Raw genomic sequence first — 13,024 nt, 5'->3', positions numbered from 1 at the left:
GTCAGTCTCCCGCACCACGCAGACGCGCACCCAGCGCAGTCTCGGCCTGTTGCACCAGAACCGCCACGGCGGCATCGACCTCGGCATCTTCGAGCGTGCGCTGAGTATCTTGCATCAATACCCTGAAGGCAAGGCTCTTCTTGTCCGGATCAATGCCCTTGCCATGGTAGACATCGAACAGCGCGATGTCCTTCACCACCTCGGGCGCAACCGCACGCAGGGTTTCGATCACGCGTGCCACCGTGACATCGAGCCCGACGACCAGCGCGAGATCGCGGAACACGGCCGGCATGCGCGAGATCTCGCGATACGCGGGCATGCGCGACTGCAGCGCTGCATCCAGCTCCACCTCGAACACGACCGGGGCGCTACCCAGGTCGTAGCGCTGCACCCAGACCGGGTGCAGCTCGCCGACAAACCCGACGGAGTGGCCATCGAGCAGCACGTTCGCCGCGCGGCCAGGATGCAGTGCCGGATGCGACAGGGTTTCGAAGGTCAGCTGACGCGGCGCGAACAGCGCCTCGACATCCGCCTTCACATCGAAGAAGTCGACCGCGCGGCCGCGCTCGCCCCACTGCTCCGGCAGTGCCGTACCTGCGGCCAGGCCGGCGACCCGCATGCTCTGATGGAAGCCCGCGACCGGTTCGCCATCGGCCTTGCGCTGGAACACGCGTGCGACTTCAAACACGCGCACCCGGTCGATCTGGCGCTTGCGGTTGGTGGCGAGGTTGCCGACCAGCCCCGCGATCAGACTCGAACGCATGACGCTGAGCTGGCTCGCAATCGGGTTCGCGAGCCGGATCGGATCCTCGTTGGCGCAGAAGTCGCGCTCCCAGGCCTCCTCGACGAAGGCGAAGTTCACCACTTCCTGATAACCGCGCCCCGCCAGCAGATGACGCACGTCCCACACCGGACGGCGATGCTCGGAACTCGGCGTCATCATCAGACTGCCCTGCGGCGCCACCGCCGGAATGTTGTCGTAGCCGTACAGGCGCGCGAGCTCCTCAACCAGATCGACCTCGATCTCGATGTCGAAACGCCACGAGGGTGGCGTGACGCGGAAATCCTCGCCGTCGCGCTCGACCTTCAGGTGGACGCGCTCAAGTAGCGACTGGATCGCCGCATCGTCAAGCGTGATACCGAGCACACGGCGCGCGCGCGCGGTGCGCAGAAGCACGGGCGCGCGCGAAGGCAAGGCCTCGGGCGCCACTGCCTCCTCGATCGGGCCGGCGGCGCCGCCGCAGATGTCGAGGATGAGGCGAGTAGCACGCTCGAGGGCACGGTTCGCCAGGTCGAAATCGACGCCGCGTTCGAACCGGTGTGACGCATCGGATGAAAAGCCGTAGCTGCGTGCGCGGCCGGCAATCGCCTCGGGTGCGAAGAAGGCGCTCTCGAGGAAGACTTCGGTGGTCTCGAGCGTGACGCCGCTCTCCTCGCCACCCATGATGCCGGCGAGGGCCAGCGCGCGCTGCTCGTCGGCGATCAGCAGGGTGTCGGGCGCCGGCGCCACGGTCTGCTCGTTGAGCAACAACACCTGTTCACCCGCGCGCGGGAAGCGGACGTGGATCGCACCCTGCAGCCGGGTGTTGTCGAAAGCATGCAGCGGCTGGCCGAGCTCGAGCATGACGTAGTTGGTGACGTCGACAAGGGCGCTGATCGAGCGGATGCCGCTGCGCTCGAGGCGGCGCACCATCCAGTCGGGGGTCGGCGCCTTGGCATCCACGCCGCGCAGGATTCGGCCGCAATAGCGCGGGCAGGCTTGCGGTGCGTCGAGCACGATCGCGCGGCGCGCGTCGATGGTCGGTGCGACCGGACTCACCTCGGTCGGTCGGAAGGCAGCGCCGGTAACTGCCGCCACTTCACGCGCGACGCCTTCCAGACTCAAGCAGTCGGCCCGGTTCGGGGTCAACTTGATGGTGAACAGGGTGTCGTCGAGTCCGAGGTACAGGCGGATGTCGGTACCAATGGGCGCATCCTCGGGCAGCGCGTAGAGGCCGCCATGGTCCTCGGACAGGCCAAGCTCGCGCGCCGAGCACAGCATGCCAAAGGATTCGACCCCGCGCAGCTTGGCCGCCTTGATGGAGAAATCGCCCGGCAGCACGGCGCCGACGGTCGCGCACGGCACCTTCATGCCGACCGCCGCGTTCGGCGCGCCGCATACGATCTGCAGGAGTTCGCCGCGCCCCGCGTCGACCTTGCACAGCTTGAGCTTGTCGGCGTTGGGATGCTTTTCGGCCTCGACGATCTGCGCCACGACCACGCCGGAGAACGCGGGCGCAGCCGGGTCGGCCTCTTCCACCTCGAGGCCGGCCATCGTCAGCAGGTGGCCGAGTGCGTCGCTATCGAGTTGCGGATCGACGAAGGTCCGCAGCCACTGTTCGGAGAATTGCATGATTCGATTACCCGGGTGAATTCGATGGGGCTGGCATCCGCGGATGCCCGGCCGGTGCAGCTCAGCGGAACTGGCTCAGGAAGCGCAGGTCGCCTTCGAAGAACAGGCGCAGGTCATTGACGCCATAGCGCAGCATCGTCAGGCGGTCAGGCCCCATGCCGAAGGCAAAACCGGTATAGCGCTCGGGGTCGATGCCACCGAAACGCAGGACGTTGGGATGGACCATGCCGCAGCCGGCGATCTCGAGCCAGCGCCCCTCGAGCGCGCCACTCATGAAAGCGACGTCGATCTCGGCACTCGGCTCGGTGAACGGAAAAAAGGACGGGCGGAAGCGCACCTGCAAGTCATCGGTCTCGAAGAACTTGCGCAGGAAGTCCGCCACCACCCCCTTGAGGTCGGCAAAGCTGACGTTCTCACCCACCCACAAGCCCTCGACCTGATGGAACATCGGCGAATGCGTGGCATCCGAATCGACGCGGAACACCCTGCCCGGCGCGATCAAACGCAGCTCCGGCATGGTGTCGGCGTCCTTGAAGCGCTCGACGTGCGCCTGCATGGCGCGGATCTGCACCGGGCTGGTGTGCGTGCGCAGCAGGACGTCGTCGTGCCCTTCGAGATAGAAGGTGTCGTGCATCGAACGCGCCGGGTGGTTCTCGGGCGTGTTGAGTGCGGTGAAGTTGTGCCAGTCGGTCTCGATCTCGGGGCCGTCGGCAACGACGAAGCCGATCGACCCGAACAGCTGCTCGATGCGCTCGAGCGTGCGGCTCACCGGGTGCAGGCCACCGGGAGCAGCGCCGCGTCCGGGCAGGGTCACATCGAGCGCCTCGGCGGCAAGCTGTGCCAGCAGCGCGGCTTCGCGCAATGCGGTGCGGCGCGCCTCAAGCTCGGCCTCGATGGCGGTCTTGGCGGCATTGATCGAAGCTCCCGCCTCGCGCCGGGCTTCGGGATCGAGCTTGCCGAGCGACTTCAGTCGCTCCGTCAGCGAACCACTCTTGCCGAGATAGCGCGCCTTGGCCTGCTCGAGTTGCGCGCCGTCTGCCGCGGCGGCGAAATCGGCGATCGCCTGTTGAACCAGTTGATCCAGGTGTTCCATGTCCGTGCCCTGCCGGGTTGCAATGAAGCGAGATGCTTTGGGGTACTGCGGGTCGAGCCGAATTCAGAAGAAAAAAAAGGAGGCCAGGCCTCCTTTTTTCGGGCTGCGTTTGATTACGCAGCGAGTTTGGCCCGGGCTTGCTCGGCGATAGCCGCAAAAGCGGGCTTGTCGAACACGGCCAGGTCGGCCAGAACCTTGCGGTCCACTTCGATCGCAGCCTTCTTCAGACCGTTCATGAAGGTGCTGTAGGTCAGACCCAGTTCACGCGCGGCGGCGTTGATACGGGCGATCCACAGGGTGCGGAACTGACGCTTGCGCTGACGACGGTCGCGGTAGGCGTACTGTCCAGCCTTCATCACCGCCTGCTTGGCGATGCGATAGACGTTTTTGCGACGGCCACGATAACCCTTGGCCTGAACGAGAACTTTCTTGTGACGAGCGCGGGCGGTTACACCACGTTTAACGCGAGGCATTGCGGTCTCCTATCAAGCGTACGGAAGCATGGCGCGAATCAGCTTTTCATCGGCAGCATGAACTTCGGTCATGCCGCGCAGCTGACGCTTCGCCTTGGTCGTTTTCTTGGTCAGGATGTGGCGCTTGAACGCCTGGGACCGCTTGATCCCACCACTCGAGCGGACCTTGAAGCGCTTCTTGGCGCCGCTCTTCGTCTTCATCTTGGGCATTGCTGAGACTCCATGTTTTTGGATGACACCAGGTAGCGCCGAAAAGCCCCGACGCGTTTTATTACCCGGCACCACTTGTTTTCCGCCGGGCGGCATCTGCCACCCCACGGTTTTGCCCCTATGGGGCAAATTCGTTGAACCTTAACGGTTCTTCTTCGGCGCGATGACCATGATCATCTGGCGCCCTTCCATCTTCGGCATCTGCTCGACCTGGCCCAGTTCTTCCAAGTCTGCCTTGACACGTTCGAGCTGACGCAGACCGAACTCCTGGTGCGCCATTTCTCGGCCACGGAAGCGCAAGGTTACCTTGCACTTGTCGCCTTCTTCCAGGAAGCGCTTGAGGTTGCGCAACTTGATCTGGTAGTCGTTCTCATCGGTACCCGGGCGAAGCTTGACTTCCTTCACCTGCACCTGTTTCTGCTTGAGTCGGGCTTCGTGGGCCTTCTTCTGTTCCTGATACTTGAACTTGCCGAAATCCATCAGCTTGCAAACCGGCGGCGCAGCCATCGGTGCGATTTCGACCAAGTCCAGCCCGGCGTCTTCCGCCATGTTCAGGGCCGTATGCAGGGACACGATTCCGAGCTGCTCGCCTTCTTCGCCAACCAGCCGGACCTCGGGCGCGTTGATCTCCCTATTTACGCGCTGCTTCTTATCTTGAGCGATGGTTCAACTCTCCACGAAAACCAAAAATCAGACCGAGCCGGCTTTCGCTTCAACTTCGCGACGCCAGCGTTCGATCAGCGAATCGAGGGACATTTGGCCAAGATCCTGGCCACCCCGGGCGCGCACGGCCACCAGGCCAGCCGCCTTTTCTTTGTCGCCGATGACGATCTGGTAGGGCAGCTTCTGTACGCTATGTTCGCGAATTTTATAGTTAATCTTCTCGTTGCGCAAATCCGCTTCGACGCGGAAGCCCGCCTGCCTGAGCTTCGCTGCCGCCTCTGCCGCGTATTCCGACTGCCCTTCCGAGATGTTCATCACCACCGCCTGCACCGGCGCCAGCCACAGCGGCATCGCGCCGGCATGGTTCTCGATCAGGATGCCGATGAAGCGTTCGAGCGAGCCGAGCACCGCGCGGTGCAGCATCACCGGCACCTTCTTGCTGTTGTCCTCATCGACGTACTCGGCGCCAAGACGTACCGGCAGATTGAAGTCGAGCTGCAGGGTGCCGCACTGCCACACCCGGCCGAGGCTGTCCTTCAGCGAGAACTCGATCTTGGGGCCGTAGAACGCGCCCTCGCCCGGCTGCAGCTCGTAAGCCAGCCCCTGCGCATCGAGCGCGGCGGCAAGCGCCGCCTCGGCTGCATCCCACTGTTCGTCCGTTCCGACGCGCTTCTCCGGTCGCGTCGAGAGCTTCACCAGCACGTCGGTGAAGCCGAAATCCGCATACACCTTCTGCAGCAGACGGATGAAGCCGGCCGACTCGGCCTGTACCTGACTCTCGGCACAGAAGATGTGGGCGTCGTCCTGCACGAAGTTGCGCACCCGCATGATGCCGTGCAGCGAGCCGGACGGCTCGTTGCGGTGGCAGGAGCCGAACTCGGCCATGCGCAGCGGCAGGTCGCGGTAGCTCTTCAGGCCCTGGTTGAAGATCTGGATGTGACAAGGGCAGTTCATCGGCTTCACCGCATAGTCCCGCTTCTCGGACTGCGTGGTAAACATCAGGTCGGAGTACATGCCCCAGTGGCCGGACTTCTCCCACAGCGAGCGATCGACGATCTGCGGCGTCTTCACTTCCTGGTAGCCGTGCTCGCCCAGCGCCTTGCGCAGGTACTGCTCGATCTGTTGCCACAGCGTCCAGCCCTTGGCGTGCCAGAACACCATGCCCGGCGCCTCGTCCTGCAGATGGAAGAGGTCGAGTTGGCGACCCAGCTTGCGGTGGTCGCGCTTCTCCGCCTCCTCGATCATGTGCAGGTAGGCGTCGAGATCATCCTTCTTGGTCCATGCCGTTCCATACACGCGCTGCAGCATCTCGTTCTTCGAGTCGCCACGCCAGTAAGCGCCAGCCAGCTTCATGAGCTTGAAGACCTTGAGCTTGCCGGTGGAAGGCACGTGCGGCCCCCGACACAGGTCGATGAAATCGCCCTGGCGGTACAGCGACACATCTTCGCCCGCCGGAATCGAGGCGATGATCTCGGCCTTGTAGTGCTCGCCGATGCTCTTGAAGAACTCGACGGCCTTGTCGCGCGGCCAGACTTCGCGATGCACCGGCATCTCGCGCTTGGCGATCTCCGCCATGCGCGCTTCAATTGCCGCCAGGTCCTCGGGCGTAAACGGGCGCTTGTAGGAGAAGTCGTAATAGAAGCCGTTGTCGATGACCGGCCCGATGGTCACTTGCGCATCGGGGAACAGCTCCTTTACCGCATGCGCCAGCAGGTGGGCCGTCGAGTGGCGGATGATCTCCAGCCCCTCGGGCATCTTGTCGGTGATGATCGCCAGATCGGCGTCGGCTTCGAGCCGGTGCGAAAGATCGACAGGCTTGCCGCCGACTCGCCCGGCCAGTGCCGCCTTGGCAAGCCCGGCACCGATCGACGCCGCCACCTCCGCCACGGTCACCGGATGATCGAAACTGCGCACGGAACCATCAGGAAGGGTGATATTGGGCATGACCTGGGCCTCGGACTGGATGCGATCCCGGCATTTTGAGCGACCGGGAAGCGATTCGAAAAACGTGGACGAAAAAAAAGCGCGGTCTAGGCGCGCTTTTTTCTCTAGCAGACAAGCGGAGCAGACCTGTTCAGTTTCCGGCCTCGGTGGTAGTTCGGAACATGTCGATCAACTCCAGAATCTTGGTAGGCGCGATTGGATTCGAACCAACGACCCCCACCATGTCAAGGTGGTGCTCTAACCAACTGAGCTACGCGCCTGCTGAAGACCCGCATTATAGGCACTCTCAAAAACTTGTCAAAGTTTTTTTGCAGTGCAACCCGAAAAAACTACTTCTTCAGCCTCGTCACGACAAACAGGATCACGATCGCGCCGATCACCGCACCGATGAAACCGGCAGCTTCCCCTGCACGATAGATCCCGAGGAACTGCCCGCCATAGGTGGCAAGCATCGAGCCGGCGATGCCCAGCAGCGCCGTCATGATGAGGCCAAGCCCATCCTTGCCCGGATGCAGCAGGCGCGCGACGAGCCCGACGATGAGACCAATGAAGATGGTGGCGATGATACCCATGAGCTTCTCCTTGTTGCCCGGATGTCCGGCAGTCGGATGCCCGCCCTGCCTCAAGCCTGCGGCCAGGCCGCGAGAAACTGTTGCCAGTGCGGCGCCTCGACCCGCCCGAGAGACTCGCGCACGACGGCCACTTCTTCCGCCCAGGCCTTCGCGTCGAGATGACCGCGCATGCGCTCGAAACGCAAGTAAACCAGATAAGTATTGACCACGTCGGTCTCGCAGTAGTCACGAATCTCGGCAATCCGCCCGTCCTGCCAGGCCTGCCACACGGCAGAACCGTCCATGCCCAGCTTGCCCGGATACCCCATCAGCTTGGCGAGGTCGTCGAGCGGCGCATTGGCGCGCGGTTGATACAGTGCCAGCAAGTCCATCAGATCGAGATGACGACTGTGGTAGCGACTGATGTAGTTGTTCCACTTGAAGTCGCGCGAATCGTGATAGTCACCCTCGCCCTGATCCCAGTAGCGCGGCGCCGACACGCCATTGAGCATGCCACGGTAGTGCAGCACCGGCAGATCGAAGCCACCGCCGTTCCACGACACGATCTGCGGCGTATAGCGTTCGATGCCATCAAAGAAGCGCTGGATGATCTCGCCCTCGCCCGAATCCGGCTCCGACAACGAGAACACCCGGAACTGCTGCGCGTCACGCAGCGCACAGGAAATCGTCACCACGCGCTGCAGGTGGTGCGGCAGGAAGTCGTTGCCATGGCTGGCACGACGCTGCTGGAACGCCCACTCCGCTGCCTCGGCGTCCGACAGGTCCGCCGGCAGTTCATAGAGGTTGCGAATGCCAGCAACGTCCGGGATGGTCTCGATATCGAAGACGAGGACCGGCATTACTTCTTCACCCAGGCGCCGCCACGCTGCACCCACCATCCAGCCTGCGCGCGATCGATCCAGCGCTGGGCGAAGGTGCGACGCACGTCGGCCTCCCACTCCGGACGCTGGTTCGCCCGCGCAATCTCGCGGTACAGCGCTGCGCGGTCGGCGTTCTCGGCCGCCACGAGGGCGTTGAGCCCGCTCCGTTGCGCCAGCGGCACGACCGAGGCATCGCGCAATGCGACCGTGCCGTCCACCGCAAGCCCGACCGCGCCGGACGCATACATCGGCGCCAGCTGGGCGTGGCGCTGCTGCATGGACGCCTTCAGCGCGGCGATGGCGGGGGTGTCGATCTCCAGGTTGCCCTGCGCATGAGCGGCGAAAGCGAGCACGCCGCCGACCAGCAATCCCGACAGCCAGCGCGTGATGCGGGTCAGTGCCTTCATTGCTTCTCTCCTTCCTGGGTCGATGCAGCGGGCGGCGTCTGCGCCTCGCGCATCTGCCAGACCTCGTCGATGATGCGGTCGGCGGCCTTCTCTGCCGCCGCAGCGGGGAAATAGATGTTGATCGTGACGCAGGCGGTCGCGGTCAGTGAAAGAACTGCCGCCAGGACAACCGGCCGCAAGCGAGTAAGTGCCATGTATGCCTCCTGCTGGCCCGACGCACACCGGGCGTCAGTGCAATTCGGGCGTGACGTTGTCCTCGATCACGCGCTGGATTCGACCAAGCAGTTCATGCCAGTCGACGCGTCGATTGTAGCCGATGACATCCAGCGCCGGGATCCCGCCGCCCCGCACGATGCGGAAGCCGCCATCGGCGCGCTCGCCACGGGCTATACCTTCCATATCGCATATCCCGTTCGCAAGCGTGCACGAAAGGCCGATCTCGCGGTAGCCGAAAGTCTCGAACATGCCGAGCAGTCCGCGCTGCAGGGCTGCCATTGCGCCGGCACCGCCCAGCGCACTGATGTTCTGCACCGCGCGCTGGCTGATCCGACGGCGGTAGTCGCCCGGGCTGCTGGCGAGGCGTGCATCGAAGCGGGTCGGGCGCCAGCGCACCAGCTCGAGCCCCTTCAGGTCAAGGTCGGCAAAGCCGGTGATGCTGCCGAAGCTGAACGTGTCGGTCAGCTGACCGAGGTCGATATGCCGCGCCTCGACGTCGGCCTGCAGGTGAGAAGCCAATCCGAAGGGTTCGCTGACCCTGAGCCCGGTCACGTGCAGATAGCCGTCGAACACCGACACGACCAGCGCGCCATCGAGCGTCAGTTCGCCGTGGCTGAAGCGGACTCCAGGCAGGGATGCGGAGACCACGCCCGCCATCTGCGGCAGGCCGACCGCATCGGTCAGCGCCTGCATAGATAGGGGTTCAAGCACGACGCCGGCGCGCCCCTGCCAGCCCTCCGCGTGTCGCGTCAGCTCGAGCCCCTCGAGCGCCAGCACACCGTCAAGCACAGGCACCTGCATCGGAGAGAAGACCACCTGCCCGCCCTTGAGCCGCGCGCGGACATCGAAGGCGCCCAAGGACAGCGCCTCCCAGTGTCCGCCTTCGATCCGCAGATCGGCCTGAGTCTGCGCATTCGCCCGCCACGGGACATGCCCCGATACCGGGCCAAACGCCAGACCTCGGTCACCCGCAGCGCCGGCAAGGCTGACCCCGGCCTGGTCGAAAACCAGTTCCAACCCGGTCAGTACGCCCGCATCCATGGTCAGACCGGCGCTCATGGTACCGGCGAAGCGCAGACGTTCCACCAGCGCCGGTGCCAGCAGCGGCGCCAGCCACCGCGGCCCGAGAACGGCCAGGTCTCCGCTCGCCAGCGAGACGGCCAGCCTGTCCAGAACGAGTCCACCGCGCCACAAGCTCGCGGAAAGGGCGAGTTGCTGCACCCCTTCCATTGTCAGGGACGCAGTCTCGATGCGGATCTGCTCGGCGCCGACTTGCCCTTGCGCCTGAAGCACGGGACCGGCCTGCAGGTAGAAGGGATGCAGATAGGCCCCTCCCTGCTCCCACGCGGCCCGCAGCTGCCAGTTCCAGCCCGACGTCGTCGCAGTCGCGGAGGCGTCGAAGGACACGGCCAGTTGCTCACCCGCGTGGAGACCGTCCTCGCTGCTGAAGCCGGCATCACTCAAGCGCCCCTCGAAGCGCACGACATCGCGACCGCCCGGCGACGGCGGGCCCCAGACCAATCGCGCATCAATCCTCCCGCTCGCGCCATAGCGCCGCAGCGCATCGGCCGGCCCGGCGTCGAACAGGGAAGCCAGCATCGCCAGTTCGTCGATGGAAACCTGGTTCAGGCGCGCGTCGAATCGCCGCTCGCCGTCATGGACAAGGGACAGGCTCGCACCGGACGGCAAACGCAAGTCGACGCGCAGATGTGCACTGACCGGATCGAACGTAAAATCGACCTGAAGTGGCAAGCGCCGCCCGCCGACATGCAGCGTCCCCGCCAGGCACGCGACACCATCCCGCGCGAGACTGGCTTGTGGGCAGGCAAGCAGGATGTCCCGCCATGCACTGGCGCCCACCCTCAGGCGTCCGATTCGCAATCTCGGGGGCGAGCCGCCGGCCGCAAAGCCGAGCTCGATATCGTGCAGCTCGAAGGCCGGATGAGTCAGCCCCCCGATCGACAGCTGCAGCCGGTCGATCGCTCGCGCGAAGGGTCCCCCGCCCAGCAGCAACGCCAGGCCAAGCAAGACAAGCGCGAGGCATCGCCTCGGGCCCGCCCGCCCGTGTGAAGCCTCAAGCCGGGAACACACCCGTCGACAGATAACGATCGCCGCGATCGCACACGATCGACACGATCACCGCGTTCTCGAGCTCCGCGGCGAGGCGCAGCGCAATATGCATCGATCCGCCCGACGAAATGCCGGCAAAGATGCCCTCTTCCCGCGCCAGGCGCCGGGTCATTTCCTCAGCCTCCGCCTGGCTGACGCGCTCGACTCGATCGACACGCGGACGCTCGAAGATCTTCGGCAGGTAGGCCTCGGGCCACTTCCGGATACCGGGAATCTGCGAGCCTTCGGCTGGCTCGCAGCCGACGATCTGGATCGTGGGACTCTTTTCCTTGAGGAAGCGTGATGTGCCCATGATGGTGCCGGTCGTGCCCATCGAGCTGACGAAGTGCGTCACCCGCCCGCCGGTCTGCTCCCAGATCTCGGGGCCGGTACCCTCGTAGTGCGCCAACGGATTGTCCGGGTTCGCGAACTGGTCGAGGATGATGCCCCTGCCCTCGTCGCGCATCTTCTCGGCGATGTCACGCGCCATCTCCATGCCGCCGGACGTCGGTGTCAGCACGAGCTCGGCACCGAACGCACGCATTGTCTGCCGCCGCTCGACGCTCTGGTTCTCGGGCATCACCAGGATCATGCGGTATCCACGCATTGCCGCCGCCATGGCGAGCGCGATGCCGGTATTGCCGCTCGTCGCCTCGATCAGCGTGTCGCCAGGCTTGATGTCGCCACGCGCCTCGGCCCGCATCACCATCGACAGCGCAGGACGATCCTTGACCGAGCCCGCCGGATTGTTGCCCTCGAGCTTGGCGAGGATGACGTTGTTGCGCCCGGCGTTGATGCGCTTGAGGCGTACCAGCGGCGTGTGTCCGACGTAGTCTTCCAGCGTCTTGAATTCCATGGGTCTCACTCTAGGAAACGGGGGATTCGACCGCGCTCGGGCGCAGTCGCATCAGGGGGTGAGGTCGAACTCTTCGGTGCGTCGCGGCGGATAGGTCTCCCACCCACCGCAAGCCGGGCAGCGCCAATGGAACTGGCGTGCCTTGAAGCCGCAAGCGTCGCAGCGATAACGCGCCACCTTGCGCGTATGGCCGTGGATCAGCTGCTTGACCAGCTCCACGTCGCCGCGCTGTTCGGTCGGCACGGTCAGCAGCGCGGCCTCGAGGAGTTTGTCCAGCCCGAGCAGAGTCGGGTTCCGGCGCAACTCCTCGCGCACCAGATCGTAGGCGGCCTTGGGGCCCTGCTTGTCCATCTCCCAGTGGAAGAGTTCGTCGAGCAGATCCAGCGAGGCATGGCCGTCCAGCCAGGCGCGCAAGAGCTGGTGCCCCTCCTCGAGCCGCCCGATACGACCATAGGCATCCATGATCCGCTCGGCTGCGAGTGCGAGGTACACCGGGTCCTGATTCTCGATGCGCTTCCACGCCGCCAGCGCGTCTTCGTCCCGCCCGCGCGCCACGCAGATGTCGCCTCGCAACAGGCTCGCGCGCACACATCGCGGGTTCACTTTCAGCGCATCGGCGACATGCGTGTCGGCCTCGTCGAGACGCGAATTGGCAAGTGCGCCGGCAGCAAGCTCGCAATGGAAGTTGGCAACCTCCGTCCGCCACATCACGCTTTCGTGATCGGGCAGCGCGGCAGCCACCTCAATCGCCTTCGCCCAGTCCTTTTCCTGCTGATAGATCTCGAGCAGGTAACGCAACGCCACGTTATCGGCCCGCGTGCCACGCAGGCGCACGAAAACCGATTCGGCACGGTCCAGCAGACCGGCCTTGAGGAAGTCCTGGCCGAGTTCGCCGAGCGCCTGCAGGCGCTGCTCCTCGGTCACATCCTCACGATCGACCAGCAACTGGTGGATGCGGATCGCGCGGTCCGTCTCGCCGCGACGGCGGAACAGGCTGCCGAGGGCAAAATGCAGTTCGATCGTCTGCGGATCGATGCGGACCGCCTCGACGAAAGAGTCGATCGCCTTGTCAGGCTGCTCATTGAGGAGGAAGTTGAGGCCGCTGAGGTAGGAGCGCGGCAGGGAGCGCGACTCCTGCACCACCTGGCGAATGTCGATACGCGCGGCCAACCAGCCCAGCGCAAAGAACAGCGGAAGGGCAAGCAGCCACCAGAGTTCGATTTCCATCT

The 13,024-nt window shown here is 64.6% G+C and carries 13 protein-coding genes and 1 tRNA gene; all 14 read right to left on the bottom strand.

Features of this window, described 5'->3' with window-relative positions; genetic code table 11:
- Position 1 precedes the first annotated feature (1 nt).
- The 14 genes from pheT to lapB all read right to left on the bottom strand — a co-directional run bounded on the left by pheT (position 2) and on the right by lapB (position 13,022).
- Positions 2 to 2,392 carry a phenylalanine--tRNA ligase subunit beta gene (gene pheT, locus CGK74_RS11375; protein WP_094268582.1) on the bottom strand — a complete coding sequence of 797 codons (2,391 nt, stop codon included), beginning with the start codon at positions 2,390 to 2,392 and terminating at the stop codon, positions 2 to 4.
- A 61-nt stretch (positions 2,393 to 2,453) separates the two neighbouring features.
- Positions 2,454 to 3,485 (bottom strand): phenylalanine--tRNA ligase subunit alpha, encoded by a 1,032-nt coding sequence (gene pheS / locus CGK74_RS11370; protein ID WP_094268581.1) that lies wholly within the window; start codon positions 3,483 to 3,485, stop codon positions 2,454 to 2,456.
- 113 nt (positions 3,486 to 3,598) lie between these two features.
- The gene (gene rplT / locus CGK74_RS11365) at positions 3,599 to 3,958 is read right to left on the bottom strand and encodes a 50S ribosomal protein L20 (RefSeq protein ID WP_048708701.1); all 360 of its coding nucleotides are present in this window, start codon (positions 3,956 to 3,958) and stop codon (positions 3,599 to 3,601) included.
- Between the two features lie 12 nt (positions 3,959 to 3,970).
- Positions 3,971 to 4,168, bottom strand: coding sequence for a 50S ribosomal protein L35 (rpmI, locus tag CGK74_RS11360; RefSeq protein WP_002923845.1), 198 nt, complete (start codon positions 4,166 to 4,168; stop codon positions 3,971 to 3,973).
- A gap of 141 nt (positions 4,169 to 4,309) precedes the next feature.
- Positions 4,310 to 4,831 carry a translation initiation factor IF-3 gene (gene infC / locus CGK74_RS11355; protein WP_094268580.1) on the bottom strand — a complete coding sequence of 174 codons (522 nt, stop codon included), beginning with the start codon at positions 4,829 to 4,831 and terminating at the stop codon, positions 4,310 to 4,312.
- A gap of 27 nt (positions 4,832 to 4,858) precedes the next feature.
- Complete coding sequence (gene thrS / locus CGK74_RS11350; RefSeq protein WP_094268579.1) at positions 4,859 to 6,775, bottom strand: threonine--tRNA ligase; 1,917 nt, start codon at positions 6,773 to 6,775, stop codon at positions 4,859 to 4,861.
- A gap of 183 nt (positions 6,776 to 6,958) precedes the next feature.
- A tRNA-Val gene (locus CGK74_RS11345) sits at positions 6,959 to 7,035 on the bottom strand.
- Positions 7,036 to 7,104: 69 nt separating this feature from the next.
- Positions 7,105 to 7,347, bottom strand: coding sequence for a GlsB/YeaQ/YmgE family stress response membrane protein (locus tag CGK74_RS11340; RefSeq protein ID WP_004259516.1), 243 nt, complete (start codon positions 7,345 to 7,347; stop codon positions 7,105 to 7,107).
- Positions 7,348 to 7,397: 50 nt separating this feature from the next.
- Positions 7,398 to 8,186: a 3'-5' exonuclease gene (locus CGK74_RS11335; RefSeq protein WP_206186236.1), complete on the bottom strand. Its 789-nt coding sequence runs from the start codon at positions 8,184 to 8,186 to the stop codon at positions 7,398 to 7,400.
- Positions 8,186 to 8,614: a YdbL family probable chaperone protein gene (locus CGK74_RS11330; protein ID WP_094268616.1), complete on the bottom strand. Its 429-nt coding sequence runs from the start codon at positions 8,612 to 8,614 to the stop codon at positions 8,186 to 8,188. The genes CGK74_RS11335 and CGK74_RS11330 overlap by 1 nt, the downstream gene beginning before the upstream one ends.
- Positions 8,611 to 8,808: a hypothetical protein gene (locus CGK74_RS11325; RefSeq protein WP_094268577.1), complete on the bottom strand. Its 198-nt coding sequence runs from the start codon at positions 8,806 to 8,808 to the stop codon at positions 8,611 to 8,613. Before CGK74_RS11325 ends, CGK74_RS11330 begins: the two co-directional genes overlap by 4 nt.
- Positions 8,809 to 8,842: 34 nt before the next feature.
- Positions 8,843 to 10,858, bottom strand: a complete 2,016-nt coding sequence (locus CGK74_RS11320; RefSeq protein ID WP_240498698.1) for a hypothetical protein — start codon at positions 10,856 to 10,858, stop codon at positions 8,843 to 8,845.
- 46 nt (positions 10,859 to 10,904) lie between these two features.
- Entirely contained in the window at positions 10,905 to 11,795 is an 891-nt protein-coding gene (gene cysM / locus CGK74_RS11315) for a cysteine synthase CysM (RefSeq protein WP_094268576.1), read from the bottom strand.
- Positions 11,796 to 11,846: 51 nt separating this feature from the next.
- Positions 11,847 to 13,022, bottom strand: a complete 1,176-nt coding sequence (gene lapB, locus CGK74_RS11310) for a lipopolysaccharide assembly protein LapB (RefSeq protein ID WP_094268575.1) — start codon at positions 13,020 to 13,022, stop codon at positions 11,847 to 11,849.
- Between the last annotated feature and the right edge of the window lie 2 nt (positions 13,023 to 13,024).

The sequence above is a fragment of the Thauera propionica genome (assembly GCF_002245655.1).
Taxonomy (GTDB): Bacteria; Pseudomonadota; Gammaproteobacteria; order Burkholderiales; family Rhodocyclaceae; genus Thauera; species Thauera propionica.
This window is presented reverse-complemented; position numbering and strand designations above follow the sequence as displayed.